19 protein-coding genes are annotated in these 23,219 nt (G+C 43.5%); 7 read left to right on the forward strand and 12 right to left on the reverse strand.

The features are described from left to right. Window positions 1-19: 19 nt before the first annotated feature. From F0145_RS02925 to F0145_RS02935, 3 genes are all read right to left on the reverse strand, one after another. Window positions 20-601 carry a hypothetical protein gene (locus F0145_RS02925; RefSeq protein WP_150086669.1) on the reverse strand — a complete coding sequence of 194 codons (582 nt, stop codon included), beginning with the start codon at window positions 599-601 and terminating at the stop codon, window positions 20-22. Between the two features lie 301 nt (window positions 602-902). Then, a complete protein-coding gene (locus tag F0145_RS02930) occupies window positions 903-1,328 on the reverse strand; it encodes a hypothetical protein (RefSeq protein WP_150086671.1) in 426 nt (141 codons plus the stop codon). A gap of 88 nt (window positions 1,329-1,416) precedes the next feature. Next, entirely contained in the window at window positions 1,417-1,896 is a 480-nt protein-coding gene (locus F0145_RS02935; RefSeq protein ID WP_150086673.1) for a hypothetical protein, read from the reverse strand. A gap of 163 nt (window positions 1,897-2,059) precedes the next feature. Here F0145_RS02935 and F0145_RS02940 point away from each other — a divergent pair, with 163 nt between their 5' ends. After that, the gene (locus F0145_RS02940) at window positions 2,060-4,600 is read left to right on the forward strand and encodes a M14 family metallopeptidase (RefSeq protein WP_150086675.1); all 2,541 of its coding nucleotides are present in this window, start codon (window positions 2,060-2,062) and stop codon (window positions 4,598-4,600) included. A gap of 104 nt (window positions 4,601-4,704) precedes the next feature. On the opposite strand, the gene F0145_RS02945 is transcribed toward F0145_RS02940, so the two are convergent. Next, entirely contained in the window at window positions 4,705-5,025 is a 321-nt protein-coding gene (locus tag F0145_RS02945) for a Rieske (2Fe-2S) protein (RefSeq protein ID WP_150086677.1), read from the reverse strand. 330 nt (window positions 5,026-5,355) lie between these two features. Here F0145_RS02945 and F0145_RS02950 point away from each other — a divergent pair, with 330 nt between their 5' ends. The 3 genes from F0145_RS02950 to F0145_RS02960 all read left to right on the forward strand — a co-directional run bounded on the left by F0145_RS02950 (window position 5,356) and on the right by F0145_RS02960 (window position 7,368). Next, window positions 5,356-6,138 carry a prohibitin family protein gene (locus F0145_RS02950; RefSeq protein ID WP_150086679.1) on the forward strand — a complete coding sequence of 261 codons (783 nt, stop codon included), beginning with the start codon at window positions 5,356-5,358 and terminating at the stop codon, window positions 6,136-6,138. 271 nt (window positions 6,139-6,409) lie between these two features. After that, window positions 6,410-6,937 (forward strand): transglycosylase domain-containing protein, encoded by a 528-nt coding sequence (locus tag F0145_RS02955; protein WP_190277457.1) that lies wholly within the window; start codon window positions 6,410-6,412, stop codon window positions 6,935-6,937. 68 nt (window positions 6,938-7,005) lie between these two features. After that, on the forward strand, window positions 7,006-7,368 hold the full coding sequence (locus F0145_RS02960) for a TfoX/Sxy family protein (RefSeq protein WP_150086683.1): 363 nt from the start codon (window positions 7,006-7,008) through the stop codon (window positions 7,366-7,368). Window positions 7,369-7,561: 193 nt separating this feature from the next. Here the strand turns inward: F0145_RS02960 and F0145_RS02965 are convergent, their stop codons facing one another. The 3 genes from F0145_RS02965 to F0145_RS02975 form a co-directional block, all read right to left on the reverse strand. Beyond that, window positions 7,562-8,836, reverse strand: a complete 1,275-nt coding sequence (locus F0145_RS02965) for a cation:proton antiporter (RefSeq protein ID WP_150086685.1) — start codon at window positions 8,834-8,836, stop codon at window positions 7,562-7,564. Between the two features lie 133 nt (window positions 8,837-8,969). Further along, window positions 8,970-9,467 carry a hypothetical protein gene (locus F0145_RS02970; protein ID WP_150086687.1) on the reverse strand — a complete coding sequence of 166 codons (498 nt, stop codon included), beginning with the start codon at window positions 9,465-9,467 and terminating at the stop codon, window positions 8,970-8,972. 109 nt (window positions 9,468-9,576) lie between these two features. Next, window positions 9,577-9,954 carry a hypothetical protein gene (locus F0145_RS02975; RefSeq protein ID WP_150086689.1) on the reverse strand — a complete coding sequence of 126 codons (378 nt, stop codon included), beginning with the start codon at window positions 9,952-9,954 and terminating at the stop codon, window positions 9,577-9,579. Window positions 9,955-10,307: 353 nt separating this feature from the next. Here F0145_RS02975 and F0145_RS02980 point away from each other — a divergent pair, with 353 nt between their 5' ends. Together F0145_RS02980 and F0145_RS02985 are read left to right on the forward strand one after the other, a co-directional pair. Further along, window positions 10,308-10,985: a response regulator transcription factor gene (locus F0145_RS02980; protein WP_150086690.1), complete on the forward strand. Its 678-nt coding sequence runs from the start codon at window positions 10,308-10,310 to the stop codon at window positions 10,983-10,985. A gap of 2 nt (window positions 10,986-10,987) precedes the next feature. Beyond that, window positions 10,988-12,355, forward strand: a complete 1,368-nt coding sequence (locus F0145_RS02985; protein ID WP_150086692.1) for a sensor histidine kinase — start codon at window positions 10,988-10,990, stop codon at window positions 12,353-12,355. A gap of 69 nt (window positions 12,356-12,424) precedes the next feature. Here F0145_RS02985 and F0145_RS02990 read toward each other — a convergent pair whose 3' ends face one another. The 3 genes from F0145_RS02990 to F0145_RS03000 form a co-directional block, all read right to left on the reverse strand. Beyond that, the gene (locus tag F0145_RS02990; protein ID WP_150086694.1) at window positions 12,425-15,571 is read right to left on the reverse strand and encodes an efflux RND transporter permease subunit; all 3,147 of its coding nucleotides are present in this window, start codon (window positions 15,569-15,571) and stop codon (window positions 12,425-12,427) included. Window positions 15,572-15,742: 171 nt separating this feature from the next. Further along, entirely contained in the window at window positions 15,743-16,849 is a 1,107-nt protein-coding gene (locus tag F0145_RS02995; RefSeq protein ID WP_150086696.1) for an efflux RND transporter periplasmic adaptor subunit, read from the reverse strand. A gap of 11 nt (window positions 16,850-16,860) precedes the next feature. Then, a complete protein-coding gene (locus tag F0145_RS03000; protein ID WP_150086698.1) occupies window positions 16,861-18,159 on the reverse strand; it encodes a TolC family protein in 1,299 nt (432 codons plus the stop codon). 269 nt (window positions 18,160-18,428) lie between these two features. Between F0145_RS03000 and F0145_RS03005 the strand changes: the two genes are divergently transcribed. Further along, a complete protein-coding gene (locus F0145_RS03005) occupies window positions 18,429-18,893 on the forward strand; it encodes a hypothetical protein (RefSeq protein WP_150086700.1) in 465 nt (154 codons plus the stop codon). Between the two features lie 110 nt (window positions 18,894-19,003). Here F0145_RS03005 and F0145_RS03010 read toward each other — a convergent pair whose 3' ends face one another. Together F0145_RS03010 and priA are read right to left on the reverse strand one after the other, a co-directional pair. Further along, window positions 19,004-20,062, reverse strand: a complete 1,059-nt coding sequence (locus F0145_RS03010) for a glycoside hydrolase family 43 protein (protein ID WP_223815781.1) — start codon at window positions 20,060-20,062, stop codon at window positions 19,004-19,006. A 447-nt stretch (window positions 20,063-20,509) separates the two neighbouring features. After that, the gene (gene priA, locus F0145_RS03015) at window positions 20,510-23,041 is read right to left on the reverse strand and encodes a replication restart helicase PriA (RefSeq protein ID WP_223815782.1); all 2,532 of its coding nucleotides are present in this window, start codon (window positions 23,039-23,041) and stop codon (window positions 20,510-20,512) included. Between the last annotated feature and the right edge of the window lie 178 nt (window positions 23,042-23,219).

The raw sequence follows: 23,219 nt of genomic DNA on the forward strand, positions 1-23,219 counted from the left end.
TTGATGATTTTGCAAAAATTTAATCTTTGCCTTTGCCCTTATTGGGGCGTCCAGCATGGTCTGGTCGGCCGCCACCGGTAGGGCGACTGGCCCGGGGTGCCCGGTTTACCTGGCCCGGATTGTTGGGACGGTCAGGTTTAGCGGTGGCTGCATTTGGCCGGGCCGAACCGGCATTACCCCGTTTGGCACTGCCCACCGAAGGTCTTTTGGCGCTGCTTTCTACTTTAGCCGGCTTTTCTACGCGCCGGGCTTTGGGTATGGCCTTCACCTCCTGTGGGGGTTGGGCTGTACGAACATCCGTTTCCGGATTGGCTGGATTCTGCGCCGGGTTTTGGTCTTGTTGGGGAGTATTGGTTTCGGTAGGTTTTTGTTGATCTTTCTTTAATTTTAAGCTTCTCAATAAACCTTTCCGGTTACCGGCAGCTGTATTTACCGTAGCCGATTCATTTAACTGGGCATCCGGTGCATGCAAATTTTCCTCAGAACCCTCATGCGTGGTTTTGGTAACGGGTGTTAAAGCAATGTTCAGAAATGCCAGATGCCGGGCATTGGCCGCTGCAGCTATAAAAATAAAAGCTACTGCAGCTATTAATATTTTCATTTAATTCCTGGGTTCGGCTATTAAGCTAACGGGCTATATAAATAATTGTACTAAGTTATTAAGCCAAGATGAAGAATACATGAATTTTTTCAGATAAACTTTTAAACCTGCGTTTCGCGCTTAAACCTGAATGAATAAAATATTCCCCGCCTTTAAAAATAATATTTAAAACCTGGTTTTGCCCGAAATGTACCCTTATTAATAAACCCGCCGATTTTACGTTGCGCTCTTTATTTTAAAGTACAAAAATAAAATCTCAGCTTTACATTATAACAAAATTACCTACCGATTTTTGTAAATATTAGCCTCGGCCAACCTGGGTAAAACGGGCATGCCCAACCTGGCGGCGTACAGGTGTAGGGCGGTGTACCCGCATTTCGCGGTAATTAGAACTTGCTTTATGTACTACTACCCGTTGCGGTGGCCGAACCGGCTGGCTGGGGTGTTTAACCGGCTTAATTTTAGGCTTGATAGGCTGCGCTTTAGTTAACCTTTTTGCCGGAGCTACTCCCATTTTACCCGCTGGCTTGTTGGTTTTAAGGCGGGCAATGCGGCTGATAAATTTGCCTTTTTCGGTGCGGGCATAAGTTTGGTGCGCGGCGGTGCTCACAACGCGTCCGTGGTGATACTTTTTAGGGCGGTTATCTGGCTGTTTTAGGTTGGGGTGTTGGGCCGAGGCCGTGCTAAAAATAAAGGCTGCACTTAAAGTGGCAATTATTTTAATCATCTGGTTTGTACGTTGGTTTAAAATCAGACTGCCAAAATATTAACCCAAGATGAAGATTTAATGAAAATATTATAGTGTTTAAATATATTTATTCTTTAATTATCTCTAAAAACTTAAGACTCTCATGTATAATGCTATCCATTTCGGCTTTCGACTCGGCGTGTAGCGTTCTTTGGAATAAATCGAGCAGCATTTCGCCATCGTCGTTAATAAAGAGGTCTTGGTATAAGTTATCGAAAGCTTTGGCTTCTTTGGTTATAATAGCATCTATTTGGGCAATGCTGTTGCCTTTGGCGGCCCGTTTCAGAATATCCAGTACTTTTTTGCTTTCGTTGTCGTCGGCCATATCCGAAAATACCTGCATCAAGGCAATAGCTACGCCCAAACGCACTTTCTCAAATTTATAATGCAGGTTATCGCCGGGTTGGGTTTGTCCGCGGTGCGCCCGCTGCCGGGCTTCGGCCAGTTCAAATTCTTTGTAAATAATGGCTTCTGGTTTATCAAACAAGTTCGGGTTTTCCTGTTCTAAAGCTTTTTTAATCAGGGTTTCAAATTTTATTTCCGACATAAAATATATTAAAGTCTGGGTTGAATAAAAGATTAAAGTTTGGCTATAAACATTACCTGAAAATTCTGGCTGGTGTTTACCTTGTTAAACTTGGTAGAATAAAATTTATAAGGCAACTTTAAACTGCTTTCAAAGTAATTTTAAATATCAGTTAATTCCTAGTATGTACGCGAAGGTTAAATTATTACTTATATATTTTCTTACGATTTTTATTTTACCAGGCTACAGCCAGGTTGCGCTGCAAACTCCGGAGCAATTTTTAGGTTATAAACTAGGTGCCCGCTTTACCCGCCACAGCGATTTGGTACGCTACCTCGAATATTTAAGCCGCGAAGCGCCTACCCGCCTGCAACTGCAAACCTACGGCACTACTTACGAAGGCCGGCCTTTATACCTGGCCGCAATTGCTGCTCCCGAAAATATTACGCGCTTAGAAGAAATCCGGCAAAATAACTTAAAACGAATTGGCTTACTCAGCGGCCAGCCTACGGCCAACCAGCCGGCTATTGTGTGGCTGAGTTATAATGTACACGGCAACGAAGCGGTATCGTCGGAGGCGGTATTACAGGTTTTGTACGATTTACTTAACCCCACTAACGAGCGCACCCAAACCTGGCTAAAAAATACAGTGGTTTTAATAGACCCGAGTGTAAACCCCGACGGGCGAGAGCGCTACGTGCAGTGGTACAACCAGGTAGCCAACGCGGTGCCTAATGCTAACCCCTGGGCGCGCGAGCACCAGGAACCCTGGCCGGGCGGCCGCTTTAACCATTATTTATTTGATTTAAACCGCGATTTGGCCTGGCAAACCCAACAAGAGTCGCAGCAGCGCATAGCGCTTTACAACCAATGGATGCCGCAATTGCACGCCGATTTTCATGAGATGAGCGGCGAAGCCACTTATTATTTTTCGCCGGCGGCCAAACCATTTCACGAAGATATTACGCCCTGGCAGCGCGAGTTCCAGCAGATAATTGGCGAGAACAACCGTAAATATTTCGACCAGAACAACTGGCTGTACTTTACCCGCGAAACTTACGACTTGTTTTACCCGAGCTACGGCGATACCTGGCCCACCTTTAACGGTGCTATTGCCATGACGTACGAACAAGGCGGCTCCGGGCGCGCTGGTTTGGCTTTTGCCCGCACCGACGGCGATACGTTAACCTTAAGCGAACGCATTGCGCACCATTATACCGCCAGTTTAGCCACCATCGAAACCGTAGCCCAACGGAAAGACAAAGTATTGCAGGAGTTCGATAAATATTACCAGCGCAACCGTACCAATCCGCCTGGGCCGTACAAAACCTACGTGCTGAAAACCAAAAACCAGGAAGCCAAAATAAAAGATTTAACTACTTACTTAGATCGGCAGCAAATTAAATACGGCTATGTTACCGGCAACGCCACGCAGCGGGCTTTTAATTACACCACTGGCAAACACGAAAGCGTAAAAATAGAACCCAACGATTTAGTTATTAGCATGTACCAGCCCAAGTCTACGCTGATAAAAGTTTTGTTTGAGCCATACGCCAAGCTCGAAGATTCTTTGACTTACGATGTAACGGCTTGGGCGCTGCCGTATGCGTACGGGTTGCAGGCTTATGCTTTAGCGGGCAAAATAAACCAAACCAAAGCCAAACCCCAGGCCCTGAGCCGTACCGTTACCAAACCAGCCATTCCGCAACCGTACGCTTACCTGGCCCGCTGGAACAGCCTATCGGATGTGCAATTTTTAAGTGCTTTGCTGCGGCAAAATATTAAAATCAGGTATTCCGAAAAAGCTTTTGCAACCGATGGCGAAACGTATGCCCCCGGCACCTTAATTATTACGCGGGCCGGCAACGAAGCTATGGGCGAAACTTTCGATACAATAGTAAAAGCCGAAGCCGAAAAAGCCGGCGTACAAGTTACGCCTACGCCAACTGGTTTTGTGAGTACCGGCGTTGATTTTGGTTCGGGCAGTGTGCGGTATTTGCGTAAACCCAAAGTGGCAGTTTTAGCCGGACCAGGTGTTTCGGCGCCGGGTTTTGGTGAAGTCTGGCATTTTTTTGAACAGCAAATAAAATACCCGGTTACGGTGCTCGATGCGCAATATTTCGATCGCGTACCGCTCAGCAACTTCGACGTACTTGTTTTGCCGGGTGGTAATTACCCCGATATTTTAACCGAAAAAGTTTTAAATCAGGTAAGAGACTGGGTAGCGGCCGGCGGCAAGTTAATAGCCCTGGAAAGCGCCACCAATTTTCTGGCTGGTAAAAGGGGCTTTGCCTTAACCCATAAAAGTACCTCTGATTCGTCGAATGTAAGTAAAAACCCTTACGCCTTGCTGAAACCTTACGGCAACAGCGAGCGCAGTGCCATTTCGGATGCGGTGCTGGGCGGCGTATACCGGGTAAGTCTCGATAATACGCATCCGCTCGCTTTTGGCTACGGCGATACTTATTTTGCTCTGATGCAGGATGTAAATAATTTCGGGTTTATGAAAGAAGGCTGGAACGTAGGCGTACTGAAAAAAGATATTTATACCAGCGGTTTCGTAGGCGCGCGAGCCCGCAAAAAATTACAGGATACGCTGGTGCTGGGCCATCAAACCCTAGGGCGGGGCCAAGTAGTGTACATGGCCGATAACCCGCTGTTCCGTGCTTTCTGGCACAACAGTAAACTGCTTTTTGGCAATGCCGTGTTTCTGGTGGGTAATTAGGTAATGTGCTAATTTTTTAATGTGCTGATGTGCTAATTGGTTAATGTGTTGGTTTATTAATGCAGTTGCGTGATTAATTAAAGAATATTTTAGGGTGTAAATATTTAAACCTCAATATACAGGCCGTCGGCTTCTTGTTTGGTAGGGTAAGTTTTCACCGAGCGGGTGCGGTATTTGCACTCGGCACCGTTGGCCAGGCTATACCGGTAGCTGTGCCAAGGGCAAACCACTTCGTTTAAATAATTGGTGGTGCCTTTACTCAGCGATTCGCCCAGGTGCGGGCATTCATCATCTACGGCAAAAAAGCCGGCGGCTGTGCGGGCCAAACAAATGCGCTGACCTTCTATAATAAATAGTTTGGGTTTATTCGTGGGTATAGCAGCCATTGCTTCTGCCGTAGAATTAAATATTTTGTGCCAGGCCATAAACAAATTAATATGCGTGCACGCGCGTGCGAAATCTCTTTACGCGAAATAATAAAATTTTCCTCTCCCGCATAAAGGAAAATATATAATTCCTGCTTCAGTTGCTTTGGTATTAGCGTGCTTTAGTTATTCCCGCCGTTTAAGGCAGCTTGTTCTTTAAATTTTATTCTCGGTACGCCTTTGCTTTTCCTTTTTCAATTTAGCCTTCATAAAAAAGCCAAAACAGGCAAATATTTGCCCGGGAGCGCACAGGCCTGGTAAATAATAATATAGGAAAAATTGGTTATATTCCGCCATTCTATTTTAAACCAATTTTAAAACTTATCTAACATGAAAAAATTAATACCACTTATATTCTTCCTGATACTACTTATTGTTGGGTTTTCTTTTAGCTGTACCCGCATTGATGCCGGCCACGAAGGCATTCTGGTAAAAATGTATGGTTCCGATAAAGGCGTGCAGGATGTATCGCTGGTAACCGGCCGGGTTTTCTATAACCCTTTATCCGAAGATGTGTTCGAATTCCCGATTTTTATTCAGACCGCCGATTACGAAGCCTTTAATGTTAATGCCAAAGACGGTTCGGTGTTTACCGTAGACCCCACTATTTCTTTTGCTGTAACACCGGGCAAATCGCCGCACATTTTTTCGAAGTACCGCAAAACCATCGACGAGATTACCAAAACCACGCTTTATAATTATGTAAAAGATGCTTTCCGGAACCAGATGAATAAATATTCAACGGACGAACTCATCAGCAACCGGCAGAAGTTTGAAGCCGATGTGCAGGCAACTTTGGCTTCTACCTTAGAAAACGACGGCTTTAAGCTGGAGCAATTAACCAGCGGTTTGCAATATCCGGATGCGATTGTACGCGCCATTGATGCCAAAAACAAAGCGGTGCAGGAAGCCATGCAGGTAGAAAACGAATTAAAAGTAGCTGAAGCCCAAGCCAAAAAATTAATCATCCAGGCCGAAGCCGAGAAGAAAGCCAACGAACTAAAACAACAAGCTTTAACGCCCTTGCTTATTCAGCAGCAATTTATTGAGAAGTGGGATGGCCGGACGCCTTTGTATGGCAATGCCCCGATGATGTTTAAAAATGTGCAATAGGTGTGTTTTGGGGAATAATTTGGTTTATACGCTAATCAGAGATTAGCTATCCGGAAAGTGCGTAGAGCGCTTCGCTAACGCTACGCACAACGGAGCAACATGAGGCAATCCATTAAGAACGTTTACAGGAATTAAAATGAAGATAGCAAAGAGAATCTTACTATTTATTGGTCTCCTATTAGCAGCAATTTTAATTTATTATACGGCGGTGGTTTTAAACGCCCGGGCAAAAACACCTGCCATTGTTCAAGGCGTATTAAATTCCGGAAGAATGAAACTGGAACTACATGATTTGACTAATGAACAAGTACAAGCGTTGCTAAAAGTTCAGGACCAGAATTTCTACAACCATCAAGGTTTCGATATTTCGACACCCGGAACCGGCATTACAACCATTAGTCAGGGCTTAGTTAAATTTTATTATTTCGATAAGTTTAAACCAGGCATTCAAAAAATAAAACAAACTTTAATTGCCAGGTTTGCTTTCGACCCCATGACCCCCAAAGACACTATTTTAAAATTATTCATTAACGAAGTTTACCTGGGACAACACAATGGTAAAGAAGTTAAAGGGTTCGAGAATGCTGCTAATGCTTATTTAAACAAATCGTTTAAAGATTTAACCTGGGATGAATATTTAGGTTTGGTAGCCATGATTCGGTCCCCGAATAATCTCCACTACATTAAGGACAAAGAAGTTAACCAGGAGCGGGTTGACAGAATTAAAAAGCTGCTGTCCGGCGAATATGTACCGGTTGATAACAGTGATTGGCTATACGGGCAGAAAGTTAAGCTATAAGGCCATGATGCGGATTATATTGCTGTGAGAACTTTTAGGGAAAACAGATAACCCAACAAAATAATTATATGGCCTACGACACTGAACTGGCAGATAGAATTAGAGAATATCTGGTGAAGTTTCCGGAACTAAATATTGAAGAAAAGGAAATGTTTAGCGGACTTACTTTTATGGTAAACGACAAAATGTGCGTTTGTGTAAGCGACGAGAATCTGATGTGCCGTTTCGACCCGGATTTGCAGGAGGAAATTGCCGAGAAAAACGGTTTTGAGCCGATGATTATGAAAGGCAAAGAGCTAAAAGGTTACGGATATGTTGACCCGGTGGGCTTTCGGTCGAAAACTGATTTTGAGTACTGGGTTAATTTATGTTTAGAATTTAACCAAAAGGCAAAAGCATCGAAAAAGAAAAGCAATAAGCGTAAATTATAAGCTTAGAATATTTCTTTGGTCCATAAGTTTGGTTATTGAATATAATTGAGCGAAAAGCCGATAAAATATTAAAAGAATTGTCCGGCTCCGCGCTTTTCCCCACAAACCAGAAGAAAGCCTTAACGAAAGCTAGTCTCAGGTTTGTGGGGTTTGCGTTTAAGCATAAAATTCAACTGGTTTCGAAGCAATCCGGTTAAACCGGTTCCGAAACAGCAACTTTCCGGTTTGGCTTTTGTAAAACCCGGTTCGATACTTTGCTTACCGTAAGGCCTTGCACCACTATAGAAAATACCACTACAAAATAGGTCATTTCCAGCAGCAATTCGTTATAAGCGCCCTTCGGGATTGATATTACCAAAGCAATGGAAACGCCGCCCCGGAGTCCGCCCCAAACCAGCATGGTGAGCGAGCCCCGGCTTAATTTTGGCTTAAACGGTACAATTAAAGATGGTATCCAGATAGAAATAAACCGGGCGAACAGCACTACCGCAATAGTGGCAACCGAAATAAGCCAGTAAGTTTCAAAATCCGGTATCAGTAATAATTCAAACCCGATAAATAAAAACAAGATAGCATTCAGGATTTCATCAATCAGTTCCCAAAATTTGGCCAGATAGTCTTTGGTAAGCGCCGACATAGCTACTTTTTTGCCGTAATTACCTATTAAAAGCCCGGCGGCTACCATGGTAAGCGGCCCGGAAATGTGAATAGCATGCGCAATAAGGTAACCCCCCATTACCACCGATAAAGTTATTAGTACCGACACAATGTAATCGTCTATACTTTTTAAGGCTTTAGAAGCCGTATACCCCAACAAAGCGCCCAATATCAAGCCACCCAAAGCTTCTTTCGCCAATAACCAGGAAATATTCCCTAATGAAATATGGGCATCGTCGGTTTGGGTTAGTTGCACTAGTACCGCAAATAATACCACAGCCACGCCATCGTTAAAAAGCGACTCTCCCGTAATTTTTGTTTCCAAAGCCTTGGATACGTTGGCTTTTTTTAATATTCCTAAAACCGCAATAGGGTCGGTGGGCGATATTAAAGCCCCAAATAAAAGACAATACAGAAAAGGTAAATGAACTCCAAAAAAGGGTGTTAAATAGTAAAGTATACCGGCTATGGCAAAAGTAGAAATAATAACACTAATGGTAGAAAATGTAAGTACCGGTAAGCGTTGCTGCTTCAGATCGGCAAAGTTTACGTGAATGGCTCCAGCAAAAAGCAGGAAGTTAAGCATGGCGCCCATCAGTACCTCGGTAAAATCAACTTCGGAGATAAGTTTAAACAAGCGGGTGGTGGTTTCGGGAAATATTTGATACCCGGCAAAACGGATAATAAGGGAAACAACAATGGCCATGAGCATAATGCCAATGGTAGAGGGCAGCTTTACAAACCGGTAATTTATATAAGCAAAAAAAGAAGCTAAAACAATGAGTACTGAAAAAGAATAATACAACTCCATAGGCTACGTGCGACAAAATATTTAATTTATCTTTTTGTATTAAATAAAGCCTACCCCAATGAGTAGGCTTTAGGTTTAGCGGTTACTATTAAAAGCACCAGGACTTGGTCCCGGTGCCTTTATTCTTAATATTTTATGCGTTCTTGGCCAAAATAGCGCCATTAATAATTCCTGACCACTTTTCGGCTAATAAAAGTTCTCCTTTCAACATCAAGCTGTCATGGTCAACATTAAAAAACTCTAAAGCAGTTGCTTGCTTACTTTTGTCGTGGTACGTAAGGGCCAATGCTACCTGGTCGGTTACTTTGTGGTTGCCATCCTTGTTGCTAACCGTTCTGCTAGTATCTATAACCTGGCATTTTTGTATTTCAGCCAGAACTACTTGCCTAGTAGTCTCCGCATCCTTTACTTTTCTTATAAAGAAAACCTTATTTTTATTATCGTCTATGCCTATCAGGGAGTTGTCCCAGAGGTCATGCCGGGTAATTTGGCAATTTTTTGATTCGGCCAGGTTTAAAAGACCTTGTAATAAATTTTTTTCCTTTTTACTATTATTTATACGCATCAAAACAATAGGTATAATACACAGGAGTATCACCACTATACCGGTGATGGTTGTTCCTAAATCCATTTTTAATTAATTAAATTTTTACAATACAATATTGGTGTAGTTATGGCCGGGAATGCCGCAACAACAAAAAACAGTGGCTTACTTTAATAAAGCCGGCGTAAAAAATTAACTACCAGAAATAATGGAAAGGAAAAATAAGGTCGGTTTGTTTTAACCGAATAAGTACATTTTGAGAGTAAAAGTAATATTGCGAGAAAATACGGAATTGTATATGCTCTGTGGCTTTTACAAAAGCTAAAAACGCTTTAAAAGGATTTTTTAAAGGTCTAAAAGGAAGGTTATTGAAAGCGGTAACGTAATTTACCGTTTCAACGGGGTGGGCATGAAGTTCTGGTGCTTTTAAAGAACCAAAATGCTGCTGTTCGGAACGTTTAATATTGGAAAAAGCAAATTTATTAACAAAGGCTTGGCCATTGTATAAGCCTGTTGTTAAGCTAAATAGCCCAACAAGCATTAACAACGAAAATATCCAAAGTGCCTTTTTCACGCCGCAAAGATAAGAAATTTAGGCAATTTTTTACGCCTTCGTATAAGCAGAATGCTGTTTCTTTACAATAATATTGGCCGAAAAGCTGGCTGCTAGCCTTTCTGTATGGCTAAAAATATTGCTTTTAAGTAGCTATAAACACTTGATTTTAAATAAAGTAACTTGTAAAAGCTAATACTTGCCAGCATATAGCAAAAGGAAAAAACGTATAAATTAGTTAAAATTCGGACCTTTGCTACCGTTGGCGGAATAATACCAAAGTTTAAAAGACCAATACCGGTAGTTTAAAAAATTATAATTAGCTTACTCGTGCAGGTTTTCTTTTGCTTTATAAAACTAATAATATTAAAATAATGAATATTTTATTGGTAGAAGATGAACCGAATGTGGCCGCCTTTATAAAGAAAGGTTTACAGGAACAAGGCTATGAAGTAGAAGTAGCTTACGATGGCACTACCGGTAAAATGTTGGCTAGCCGCAACCTGTACAACCTTATTATTCTGGATATTATAATGCCCGGCATAAACGGTTTAGATTTATGCAAAGCCATTAGAAGCTACGATAAAAAAACACCTGTTCTGATGTTAACGGCCCTGGGCACGACCGATGATGTCGTGACCGGTTTAGATAACGGCGCCGATGATTATATTCCCAAACCGTTTAAGTTTAAAGAATTATTGGCTCGGGTCCGGGCGCTTACCCGCCGCAATGCGGGCAGCGAAGCAGCCGTTAACATGTCTATTGCCGATTTGGAATTAAATTTAGACACCAAAACCGCCAGCCGGAGCGGCAAAGAAATTATTCTAACGGCTCGGGAATTTGCTTTGCTCGAATATTTTATGAAAAACAAAGGCAAGGTTTTATCGCGGCTGGATTTGCTGGAAAACGTTTGGGATTTTAACATGGATTTGGGTTCTAACGTGGTAGATGTTTACGTGAACTACCTGCGTAATAAAATAGACAAAGACTTTCAGCCCAAGTTAATTCAAACGGTAATTGGCATGGGTTATTCTTTAAAAGAACCGGCCTAAGCATGACCATCCGCAACCGCCTTACTTTTACTTTTACCGCCCTTATTGCTATTATTATTTTTATTAGTGGTTTAGCGGTTTACCTGCTGGTGGCCGATTTCACGGAGCGCGATTTTTACAACCGCTTAGCCGATAGGGCTATTCTGGCGGGGCAGTTACAACTGGAGCAAGACGAATTAAGTGCGGCCTCTATGGCTAAACTAAAACAAAAATCGCGACACACGCTCATGAGTGAGCAGGTTGAAATTTACGCCAAAGAAAAGCAAGCCTGGTTAGCGCGGCCTCCCCAGGAAGCGGCTTTGCTGCAAAAAGTATTGCCTCGGCTTAAACCTAATGAGTTTAAAAATTTCATTCTTAACCAAAACCAGGCAGTTGCTTATTATTACACCGATAATCAAGGCGATTTTTACATATTGGTTGCGGCTAATGATTTATCTGGTAAAAGAAAGCTGGGCTATTTGCAATTAGCGTTGTTGGTTAGCTTTATCGGTAGTATTTTACTGGTTATTGTGGTAGGAAGATTGGTGGCAAATCAGGCTTTAGACCCTATTGCAACCATTATAAAACAGGTAAATACAATAAGAGCCACCAATTTGCACCTGCGCCTATCCGAAGGAACTGGTAAAGACGAAATTGCTAACCTCAGCCAGACGTTTAACCAAATGCTCGACCGCCTGGAGCATGCTTTTGCCTCCCAGAAAAACTTTATTTCCAATGCCTCGCACGAACTGCAAAACCCCCTCACCGCCATTGCCGGCGAAATAGAAGTTACCCTTACCCGCGACAGGAGCCCGGCGGAATACAAAGCCTCGTTGGAGCGTTTGCAAAGCGAAACCGAGCGCTTGGAAAAATTAACCAAAGATTTACTACAGCTTGCCCAAGCCGACCAACAGGAAGCAGAAAGCCAGTACGAACCCTTCCGGATAGATGAATTAATCTGGGAAGTTTTAGAAGATGTAAAGCGGCAGGGGCCATGTGCTGCCGTTCGGTTAATATTAGAAGATTTACCGGAGAACGCCGATAATCTGATATTTTCCGGCAACAAAGCTTTGCTGGGTACGGCATTAAAGAACCTGCTGGAAAACGCCTGTAAATTCTCGAATCAGAAGCCCGTTAGTTTAAACCTAAAGGCTGATGAAAAAGAGATTAATATTTTAATCCGGGACGAAGGAATAGGTATTCCGGCAGCGGACTTGCGCAACATTGCCGAACCATTCTTCCGGGCCCGGAATGCGCGTGGTATACCAGGAACCGGGGTAGGATTAAATTTGAGTACTAAAATTATAAAGCAGCACGGCGGTACTTTAAGCATTAAATCGGAAGAAGAGCAGGGTACAGAAGTAATGATTACGTTACCAATTGTGGCTTAAAAGAAAGAAGGTAGCCAAAAGCCACCTTCTTTACCCAGTCAAACAACTTAACAGTAATCCAAAACAATATTAATTTACTTCCAGCTTTTCCCACTTTACTTTTCTGAGCTGCTTTTTAACTTTCCGCACTTCGGCCCGCCGGTAGAAAACATCGAATATTAACGGGAAGACAAACAAGGTAAGAATAGTGCCACTCACCAGACCGCCAATAACTACCACGGCCAAGGGTTTTTGGGTTTCGGAGCCAATGCCGGTAGAAAGGGCAGCCGGAACCAGACCAATGGCAGCCATTAAAGCGGTCATGACTACGGGCCGCACCCGCGTTAATACACCATCTTTAATGGCGTTAATCATTGGCATATCCTGGTTCAGGTTGCTTTTGAACACCGAGATTAAGATTACCCCGTTTTGAATACAAATACCAAACAAGGCAATAAAACCAATACCCGCCGAAATACTGAAGTTAATGCCCGTGAGCAGCAGGGCTGCAATGCCCCCAATAATGGCAAAGGGTACGTTTATTAATACCAAACCGGCATCGCGCATATTGCCAAACAAGCTGAACAAAATAAAGAATATTAAAAGTAAGCTAATGGGTACCACCTGGGTAAGGCGGTCTTCGGCGCGGCGTTGGTTTTCAAAGTCGCCGGTCCATTTCATTACGTTTTCTTTTGGTAATTTTACCGCCAAGTTTACTTTTTCCTGGGCCTCTTTCACGGCACCACCCATGTCACGGCCGCGCACCGAAAATTTCACCGCAATAAAACGCTGGTTATTATCTCTAAAAATTAAAGAAGGACCCGTAATGGTGCGAATATTGGCAATTTCGCTGATAGGAACCTGCGCGCCGTTTAAGGTAGGCACCATTAATTTGGATAGCTCTCTTTCGGTTTGGCGGTAAGCCCCTTGGTAGCGGATGCGGAGGTCGAATTTGCGTTCGCCTTCGTAAATTTCGGTAGCCGCTTTCCCGCCAATCGCCATTTCTACTACACTCTGCGCATCGGCAGTGGTTACGCCGTACAAAGCCATTTTGTGTTCGTCGAGTTCTACCCGCATTTCCGGCTGACCAATATTTTTGAGGATACCCAAATCTTCTATGCCCTGCACGGTGGCTAACTGGTCGTAAACTTCCTGAGCTTTCTTTTCCAGAAATTCTAATTCCTGCCCGTAAATTTTTACTGCAATAGAACCTTTTACGCCCGAAGCCGCTTCTTCTACGTTATCCGAAATAGGCTGGGAGAAACCAAAATTAATACCCGGATAAACGGCCAGCTTATCTTTCATGCGGTCGATGAGCTCATCTTTCGTTTGTTTTACCGCCCACTCTTCTTTGGGTTTAATATCTACGTGAAATTCAATATTATAAAAGCCGGTGGGGTCGGTGCCGTCGTTGGGCCGGCCGGTTTGGCTCATTACCTGGTTTACTTCTTCAAATTCCAGAAAAGATTTCCGCATCTCAGTACTCAACCTAACCGATTCATCTAAAGAAATACTCATAGGCAAACTGGCCCGCACGTAAATAGAGCCTTCGTCGAGTTGCGGTAAAAATTCGGTCCCTAAAAATTTAAAGCAGAATAAACCAAGGGCAACAGAAACGGTGGCCAATAAGATAGTCGCTTTTTTGCGGGCGTAACCAAAGTTAAACAGGCGCATGGAATTGCGGGTAATAAACTCCACGAACACATTGTGTTTTTCGCGCACGTTCTTTTTTAAGAGTATACTAACCAGCACCGGCACCAGCGTGAGGGTAAATATTAAAGCGCCTAGCAAGGCAAAACCCAGGGTAAAAGCCAGCGGCGAAAACATTTTACCTTCTACTTTCTGGAAAGCGAAAATGGGCAGTAAACAGGTAATAATAATGAGCTTCGAGAAAAATACGGCTTTCCCCATTTCGGTACCGGTTTTCCGGATTAAGCCCAGCTTCGACATGCGGTTAAATTTTTCCATGCCGACTCGCTTGGCCAGGTGGTCGAGCGAGACAAATATTCCTTCCACCATTACCACGGCCCCATCTACAATAATTCCAAAGTCGATAGCCCCCATGGAGAGTAAATTGGCCGACATACCGCGCAACCGCAAACAGATAAAAGCAAACAACAACGCCAGCGGAATAACAATCGAAATGGTAACCGTTGTGCGCCAATCGGCCATAAATAAAAGCACAATAAACGATACCAATACAATGCCTTCTACCAGGTTGCCCGATACGGTATGGATGGCATAGTCTATTAGGGTTTCGCGGTTATAGAAAATATCTATTTTAACATCGGCGGGTAAAATGCGGGTATTCAGTTCTTCTATCTTGTCTTTTATGCGGTCGATAACTAGCTGGGCATCTTCGCCTTTTCGCATTACTACTATGCCTTCTACCACATCGTTCTGGTCGGCGCGGCCCACCTGGCCCATACGCGGCATCGCCGATTCCTGCACATCGGCCACGTTTTTCACGAAAATGGGCGTACCATTAATATTGGTCAGAATAATATTTTCGATGTCTGAAATATTATTCAGCAAGCCAATTCCGCGCACCACATAGGCCTGGTTATTTTTGGTAATGACATCGCCGCCCACGTTAATATTGCTCTTCGAAACCGCCTCGTAAACTTCTAAAGGTGTAATTTGATATTTGAGGAGTTGGTTGGGGTTAACGCTGATTTCGTAAGTTTTTACTTCGCCACCAAAGCTCACAATATCGGCCACACCGGCCACACTGCGCAAATTTCGGTCGATAACCCAGTCCTGAATGGTTTTTAAATCGCGGGCCGTTCGGTTTTTTCCGGTAAGTGTGTAGCGGAATATTTCGCCGGTGGGGCCGTAGGGCGGCTGCACTTCCGGATTAATGCCGGCCGGCAAATCCACGTTCATGAGCATGTTGTTTACCTGGATGCGCGCGTAATCGTCGGTCACTTCATCCTCAAACAATATTTTAACCACCGATAACCCAAATAAGGTTGTCGAGCGCACATCAGTTTTCTTCGGCACCGAGTTCATGGCAATTTCCACTGGAACCGTCACGAATTTTTCAATTTCTTCGGCGCTGCGGCCCGGCCACTGGGTAATAATGGTTATCTGGGTGTTGGTTACATCCGGAAAGGCTTCAATGGGCGTGTGGCGGTACGAGACTACCCCGGCGATTACCATGACGGCCGTTACCACAAAAATAAACCCTTTGTTCTTCAGCGAGAACCCAATCAGGTTTGATATAATTTTTTTCATGAATTAAATATTTTACAACTCTAAAGGCCAAAGCCAAGAGAGTAGGGAATAGGCAAAGGTTAATCCGGCCGGTTTGCTTTTTAAAAGAAAACCAGCCGGTTTTTCTTAGTTTTTATTTTGACGGTTGGCGGTAAAATCAAGGGAAATTGCCAGTTGGTGCGGGCGTTCGGGTTAACTATTCAGGGCGTTGTACACGAGTAATTGGTTCTGGGAAATTAATTTTTCGCCTTCCTGCAACCCATTTTTAATATAGGTTTGGCTGCCCGATGTTTTAAATATTTCTACTTCCCGGATTTCCAGGTCGCATTTTTTGCGGTAAACCACCACAAAGTTGCGGCTCTTATCAAAAATAATGTCCTGCGAAGCCACGGTTATCATTTGTTCGTTGCCGGGGTAGCCGTATTTAACCCGCACGGTGGCAAACATTTCGGGCTTCAGTAAATAATCAGGGTTTTCCATCCGGATGCGTACTTTCATCACGCGGGTTTCCGGGTCAATAATATTCATGGATTTGTCAATTTTACCGCGGAAAATTTTATCGGGGTAGCTGAGGGTGGTTACTTCTACCTCCTGGCCACTTTCTATTTTGGCAATATCGGTTTCGTACACATTGGCCATTACCCAAATCTGGTTCATGCTGGAAATGGTAAAAATATTGCCCGCATCGTCGGAGCGGATTTGAGTATCGCGGTTAATATTTTTTTCGGCAATAAAACCGGCAGCCGGCGCTTTTACCACGTATTCCGAATTGCGGGTAATATTATATATTTTAAATATCTCCTGGATTTTCTGAATATCGGCCTTCGCGTTCTGGTGTTCTTTTTTGGCGGCCAGTAAATCGCGCTCCGAGGTTAAACCAGCTTTAAACATGTCCTGGGCTACATCCAGATTTTTCTGCGCCAGTTGTAAATTGGCGCGGGCTTCAATCAATTGTTTCTCGTAATCGGCTATCTCACCACTTTTGATTACGGCTAATATCTGACCTCTCTGCACAAATTCGCCTAATTCTACTTTAACATCTAGCACGTGGCCGCCGACCAGCGGGAATATTTTAAAAACACCTTTCTCATCAAAAGTAACTTTACCCGATAAGGTAAGCTCATTTTGTACCGGGCGCGTTAGGGCGGTATCTAATTTAATATTGGTAGCTAATGAGTCGCTGAGGCAAAAAGAACTGGTAGCTGGCTCAGTAGTTACAGTTGGCGCGGTTTGGCAACTGCACAAGGTATAACTGCCTGTAATAAATGCGATACAGGTAAATATTAATTTCTTTCTCATAACGGTTCGGATTATTGATATTGAATGACTGGCGTGCCCACGGCAAAATTTATTTCTTCTAAAGCCCGGATGCGGTTGGTTTTTAGTTGCAGCATTTGAGTAATGCTTTCGGTGTAGGTTTCGTAGTAATCGACAAACTCAATCAGGCTGATATTTCGCTTGCTGAAACTTTCGGTAATGCCATCGAGGAGCTTATCAAAGTCCTGCGAAAAATTAGTGTAGAGGCCAGTATATATTTTATCGGTTTCGCGCACCTTGTTGTAAGCAGCCATCACTTCCTGTTCTACCTGGTTCTGGTAATGCTGCAGGTCGGTTCTGCTTTTATCTACCAATATTTTGGCGGTTTTAATATTGCCTTGGTTGCGGTTAAAAAAGGGCAAACTAAACTGGGCCTGTAAACCCACGTAGTCACGGATAAAAGAACCCTGCCGGTCGTAAATAGCACCTAAACCTACATCTGGCACCGCCAACGCTTTCTGGTAATTTAATTGGGCTTCTTGTAAGGCAATATTAGTTTGGTAAAGCTTCAGGTCGTACCGGTTTTCGGTGGCCGTTTCGAGTAACTGGTTATAAACAATAGTGGTTGAAGCCGTGTTTAACCGCGTTTCGTCGAGCACTGGTAGTATAAAAGTGGTAGGTTTGGCGTTTAGTAGGAGACTGATGGCAGCTTCGCGGTCGTTTACCTGGTGTACCAGTTCCAGACGTTCGTTTTCCAAGGAGAATATCAGGGCTTTCAGACGCGTCACTTCTTTTAAAGAAACATTGCCTTTTTTCAGTTGCGCTTCGTAGGCTATTACCAGTTTGCGAATGGGCTCCGTTTTGCTCTCGTAAATAGCCAGGTTCTGGATTAAGTAAGAAAGCTCTACCAAAGAAGTCCGTAACTCAAACCGGAGCGAACGTAATAAATCGAAATATTGGAATTCCGTAAGCTTGGTGTTAATTTTTTCTATCTGAATTCGTTTGTTGCGTTTTCCGGCCAATTCAATCAGTTGCTGAAGCTCCACAATATTTTGCCCCGATTTACCGGCATCAAAATATTTGTTGTTAGTGGGGTTGTATAAATTCTGTTCCAGCGCCAGGGTTGGGTTGGGGAACAACCGCGCCTGAATAATAGCCGCCTTGGCTGCATCAATATCCAGCCGCTGGGATAATAAATTCAGGTTATTTTTAATAAATAATTCTTCGGCCTGAACCATGTTCAGCTGCAGGGTATCGATACGGGCATTTATTAAACTTTCCGGTTGGTTTTGGGCCAATACCCGGAAATGGAATAAAAAGGATACAAAGAGTATAAAAAGAAATCGCTGCATGGCTTAGGTAATATTAAGTGCAGCAAAGGTAAGTCAGCCGTATTAGGCCGGGGTTAGAGGGAGATTAGAATAGGATTAGAATTGAGGTTATAAAGAATTTATATAAATTTTCAAGCTCCTGGTTTGTACCCCAACAAGCTGAAGAATTCTTTTTATTATTACGCTTAAGTAAGCTTGCTGCGGGTACAGGCTTAGATTAAGAAAGTAGTATAAGTTAGCTGGCCTGCATCGCTTTATTTTACCAGCAATTTATTAATAAAACAAAATGTATGAAGCGCAGAATTGAACTCCTATTATTTAGCTTAATGCTCCTGTCGTGCGGCAGAGGAGCGGTGGAAAATACCGCCAAGCCAGTTGCAAACCAATTAACCGGAACCTGGCAATTGGTTAAAGCAATTTTAATAGAGAAAGGAGATACCACGGTAACTGATTACACCAAAAATATATCTTTTATAAAAATTATTAATGGTACCCATTTTGCCTTTCTGCAACATGATTTAAATAAAGGCAAGGATTCTGCTGTTTTTGTTTCCGGGGGCGGTACTTATTCTCTTAAAGATAGCGCGTACACCGAACATTTAGAATATTGCAGTGCCAGGGAATGGGAAGGCAATAATTTTAACTTCACCCTTAAATTTAGCGGCGATACCCTTATTCAAAGTGGCGTAGAAGAGGTGGCAAGTGCCGGGGTAAACCGGTTAAATATTGAAAAATATATTAAAGTAAAAAGATAACTGCTTATTACCCTTGCCGGGTTTATTTCCTCACTTATCCTAAAAAAAGCCATTAATTAAGCAATTTTAAGATTTGCGAAGTCATAAACCTGGCTTGGGTTGAAATGCTATTATTTTTTAGCCTTTTTTGCTGGTGTTAAGGCCATTTCATTATCGCTTAAATCCTGGCCAAAATCGGGCATGCCGTCTTTGGTCCACCGCAATACCCGGGCGCGGGTATGCCGGTTAGGGTCGTATAAGGGTTCGCCTTTAATTTCTTTGTAGTCGCGGGCGTGGTAAATCATAATATCGGTTTTGCCGTCTTCTGCTTTAATAAAGCTGTTGTGCCCCGGCCCGAAACGCTTCAGGGCTTCGTTGGTATAAAAAACCGGCTCGGGTAATTTGTGCCAGGAGGCTGGGTCGAGCAAATCGGCATTTTCATCGGCCCATAATAAACCCAGGCAGTAGTTAGCATCGGTAGCGCTGGCCGAGAAGGTCATAAACACTTTGCCGTTGCGGATAATAACAGCCGGCGCTTCGTTTACCCGGTGACCTTTAATTTCCCAGGGTAATTCTGGTTGCGAAATAACTACCTGTTTTTCGTCAAGGGTGGTGGGGCTGGTCATTTTGGCAATATACAAGCCGGTGTTAATTATCTTGTCGCCGGCCCGGTCTACCCAAACCATGTATCGTTGGCCTTTGTGCACGAAGGTGGTTTCATCCAGCGTGAACTCATTCCGTTTACTCACAATCTCACCTTCTTCTTTCCACTCGCCTTTGGCAGGATCTGCGGATGGGTTAGATAGGACATATTTGCGGATTTTCCATTTATCTTCGGCGGAACCGGCGGCAAAATAGATGTACCATTTCCCGTCTATCCGGTGAATTTCCGGTGCCCAGATGTGGTTGCCCATTGGGCCTTTTTCGTGCTTGCGCCAGATTACTACCGGTTTGGCTTCTTTTATGCCGTTAATAGTTTTGGAGCTGCGCATTTCAATGCGGTCGTATTCCGGCACGGTGGCAATAAAGTAATACGTACCATCGGCCGCTTTCCAAACATGCGGATCGGCGCGTTGCAAGGCCAATGGGTTATTGAATTGGTTCTTTTGTAGTTTCTGGGCTTCTACTATTAACCCGCTGAGAACGAGCATTAAGGCCAGGGTAAGTTTTAAAAGTTTGGTGGGCATCATATGGTTAATTTTGGCTGATAATATTTATAACGAAATGATTATCTGAACTGATTTGTAAATAAATGTAAAAATTACATTTATTTACAAAAATAACAAACCAATATTTTTTGTTCGTTCTTTTTTGAGAAAATTGAGTTGAAGAATAGCAAGGAGACAGCTTTTTATTTACGAATAGAATTGGTAAAAATAAACGTCAAGCTTGGGATAGACTATACCCTCGGTTTGTGCCCTCACAAACCGAAAGAAAGCCTTTAATTCTGACATGCCTAAAGGTCTGTGCCCTCACAAACCTTGGTTAATTTATTTAGTAATAATCAAACTAAGTAAATGAACAAAATTAGTTTAAGCTATAATTTATTTTAAATTATTGGTATTCAATATATTATACAAGTTTTTATATTGATTTAATTATGTTCTCTTACTTATTACCCAGTCTGTAAACACAACTTACATCGGATCTACATCGGCTACTACCCGCAAACCTTTGTATTCTTTTTTAAGGCTTACCTGCGTAATAACTTCCGAGATAAATAGTTTGGCCGATTTTAAGCTGGTGTGTTCCCGGTCGAGTTTGATGTGAATTTCGTTCAGAAATAAATTGCGAATTTTAAAAATATAAGGTACTTCGGGGCCGAGTACATGGTTCTGGCCCAAGCCGTCGGTAAGGAGTTTGGCTAACTCTATGGCTGCAGCTTGACTAATTTTTTCTTCGAGGTGCTTTACTGTAACCCGGATAACGCGCACAAACGGCGGGAAGAAATATTTATGCCTCTCGTTAATTTCGTGCTCGTATAACGCCAAGTAATCGTTGTCAATTATCTTCTGGAAAATGGGTTGGTCTGGGTTAGCCGTCTGAATCATAACGGTGCCCTTTTTGCCTTTTCGGCCGGCCCGCCCGCTCACCTGCACAAATAATTGGTAAGCCCGCTCGTGGGCCCGAAAATCGGGGTAGTTAATAATGCTGTCGGCGTTAATAATGCCTACTAAGCTTACGTTTTCAAAATCGAGACCTTTGGTAACCATTTGGGTACCTACCAGTACGTTGGTTTTATTCTCTTCAAAATCCGCAATAATCTGGCTGTAAGCGTTCTTCGATTTGGTCGTGTCCAGGTCCATGCGCTGCACGTTGGCATCCGGCAATAAATATTTCAGGTCGTCTTCTATTTTTTCGGTACCAAAACCCACGGTTTTCAGCGCGGTAGAACCGCAAGCCGGGCAATCGGCAGGCATTTTTTCGTGGTAACCGCAGTAATGGCAGCGTAGCTCGTTGCTGAATTTATGGTACGAAAGGCTTACCGCGCAGTTCTGGCATTTCGGAATCCAGGCGCAATCGTGGCAGCTAATGTAAGGCGCATAACCCCGGCGGTTCTGGAATAATATTACCTGTTCGTTTTTTTTGAGCTTTTCTTCAATGGCGCCCAATAACTGTTGCGAAAAATGGCTGAACATGTTTTTTTTCAGGCTCTCGCGGCGCGTATCAATTAGTTCAATATCGGGTAAGCCGGCCTCGCCGAAACGCTGGTTCATGGTTACCAAACCCCACTTGCCGTTGCGGCAATTATAGTAGGTTTCTACCGAAGGAGTAGCCGAGCCCAGTAAGGTTTTAGCGCGGTGGTAAGTAGCCAGCATGAGCGCCACTTCGCGGGCGTTGTAGCGCGGCGAAGGATCGTATTGCTTATAAGACGACTCGTGCTCTTCATCTACAATAATGAGCGAGAGGTTATGGAAAGGCAGAAAAATAGCCGAACGTACACCCACCACCACCGAAAACCGGCCTGATAAAATTCCGTTCCAGACTTCAGCCCGTTCGTTATCCGAGAACTTAGAATGGTACACGCCCAGCCTATTGCCAAAAACCTTCATCAACCGGATTACAATCTGGGCGGTAAGCGCAATTTCGGGTAAAAGATACAGTACCTGGCCGCCGCCTTCCAGCGCTTTCTTAATTAAATCAATATATACCTCAGTTTTCCCGCTACCCGTAATGCCGTGCAGCAAAACAATATCTTTCTGGGTAAACAACGTTAATATTTCGTCGCGGGCGGTAACCTGGTGGCCCGATAAAGCCGAGGGCATATTCTTTTGCGAATCATCCGTCGGGAACCGCGATACAATTACATCGAACTGCTCCAGAATACCTTTGCGAATCAGGGAATTTACGGCGCTCGGCGACAAATGCGGGCTATTAACCACCGCCGATTTATCTAGCCCTTTGTCGTTTAAATGTATATTTTGGTATACCGGCACTTGCTGCAAATAATACATTACCACATCCAGCTGCTTGGGCTTGGTAGCAAGTTGCGCCATTAGTTCTTCCAGCAGTTCGGCCTCGTGTATAAAGTGCGGCGACAGCTTCAGGCGTTTAACTATTTTGGGGGTATATTTTTCGGCAATTTCTTCAAAAATAATAATGGCCTGCTTTTGAATGAGCGACTTAATTATTTTATGAAAATGCGTAATCTGCAGCAGGTTGCCTACTTCGGTGAACGTGAGGGCGGCATTTTGCTGCAAGGCAAATATTATTTTTTCTTCGTGCGTCGAAAAAGGAAACGTGCTTTCTTCGGGGTTAAACTGCGGGTGCAACTGAATGCGCGATTCGCTGCTTAGTTTTAAAGCCGAGGGTAAAGCGGCATTTATTACCTCGCCAATGGTACACATGTAATATTCGGCAATCCAGTTAAAAATCCGGAGCTGCTCGTGCGTAACCACTGGTTTTTCATCAATTACTTCCAGAATATATTTAGCCTGGTAACCTTGCGGCGGGTTCTGATGCACAGCCGCCACAATGCAGCTCAGCACTTTCTTCATGCCAAACTGCACAATAACCCGCACACCCACCATTACCTCGTCGTTCATCTCGAACGGAACGCGGTAGGTATATAATTTAGGCAAAGGCAGGGGCAGAATTACATCGGCAAACAAGGTTATTCGCTCGGCGGGCAGTAACTCGGCTGGGTTAAATTCTAATTGGTTGTTCAAGGGTAAGCTAGTTTAGCCAAAAACACAAGGCTAAACAAAGTTCGCAAACAAGCCGGATATTTCACAATTAGTTTTAGGGGATTAGAATCTGCTTGTCCGGGCGGGCTGATTCTTAATGGTTAAAAACCGAGTGTAAAAGTGTGATCATGAATCGCTAAGGCGCCTGTTTAACCAAAAA

Source organism: Adhaeribacter rhizoryzae (assembly GCF_008629685.1).
Lineage (GTDB): Bacteria > Bacteroidota > Bacteroidia > Cytophagales > Hymenobacteraceae > Adhaeribacter > Adhaeribacter rhizoryzae.

What these genes read in the sequence shown, in the direction of transcription:
- F0145_RS02925 (WP_150086669.1), bottom strand. Translation starts at nt 601, where the DNA reads ATGAAAATATTAATAGCTGCAGTAGCTTTTATTTTTATAGCTGCAGCG.
- F0145_RS02930 (WP_150086671.1), bottom strand. Translation starts at nt 1,328, where the DNA reads ATGATTAAAATAATTGCCACTTTAAGTGCAGCCTTTATTTTTAGCACG.
- F0145_RS02935 (WP_150086673.1), bottom strand. Translation starts at nt 1,896, where the DNA reads ATGTCGGAAATAAAATTTGAAACCCTGATTAAAAAAGCTTTAGAACAG.
- F0145_RS02940 (WP_150086675.1), top strand. Translation starts at nt 2,060, where the DNA reads ATGTACGCGAAGGTTAAATTATTACTTATATATTTTCTTACGATTTTT.
- F0145_RS02945 (WP_150086677.1), bottom strand. Translation starts at nt 5,025, where the DNA reads ATGGCCTGGCACAAAATATTTAATTCTACGGCAGAAGCAATGGCTGCT.
- F0145_RS02950 (WP_150086679.1), top strand. Translation starts at nt 5,356, where the DNA reads ATGAAAAAATTAATACCACTTATATTCTTCCTGATACTACTTATTGTT.
- F0145_RS02955 (WP_190277457.1), top strand. Translation starts at nt 6,410, where the DNA reads ATGAAACTGGAACTACATGATTTGACTAATGAACAAGTACAAGCGTTG.
- F0145_RS02960 (WP_150086683.1), top strand. Translation starts at nt 7,006, where the DNA reads ATGGCCTACGACACTGAACTGGCAGATAGAATTAGAGAATATCTGGTG.
- F0145_RS02965 (WP_150086685.1), bottom strand. Translation starts at nt 8,836, where the DNA reads ATGGAGTTGTATTATTCTTTTTCAGTACTCATTGTTTTAGCTTCTTTT.
- F0145_RS02970 (WP_150086687.1), bottom strand. Translation starts at nt 9,467, where the DNA reads ATGGATTTAGGAACAACCATCACCGGTATAGTGGTGATACTCCTGTGT.
- F0145_RS02980 (WP_150086690.1), top strand. Translation starts at nt 10,308, where the DNA reads ATGAATATTTTATTGGTAGAAGATGAACCGAATGTGGCCGCCTTTATA.
- F0145_RS02985 (WP_150086692.1), top strand. Translation starts at nt 10,988, where the DNA reads ATGACCATCCGCAACCGCCTTACTTTTACTTTTACCGCCCTTATTGCT.
- F0145_RS02990 (WP_150086694.1), bottom strand. Translation starts at nt 15,571, where the DNA reads ATGAAAAAAATTATATCAAACCTGATTGGGTTCTCGCTGAAGAACAAA.
- F0145_RS02995 (WP_150086696.1), bottom strand. Translation starts at nt 16,849, where the DNA reads ATGAGAAAGAAATTAATATTTACCTGTATCGCATTTATTACAGGCAGT.
- F0145_RS03000 (WP_150086698.1), bottom strand. Translation starts at nt 18,159, where the DNA reads ATGCAGCGATTTCTTTTTATACTCTTTGTATCCTTTTTATTCCATTTC.
- F0145_RS03005 (WP_150086700.1), top strand. Translation starts at nt 18,429, where the DNA reads ATGAAGCGCAGAATTGAACTCCTATTATTTAGCTTAATGCTCCTGTCG.
- F0145_RS03010 (WP_223815781.1), bottom strand. Translation starts at nt 20,062, where the DNA reads ATGATGCCCACCAAACTTTTAAAACTTACCCTGGCCTTAATGCTCGTT.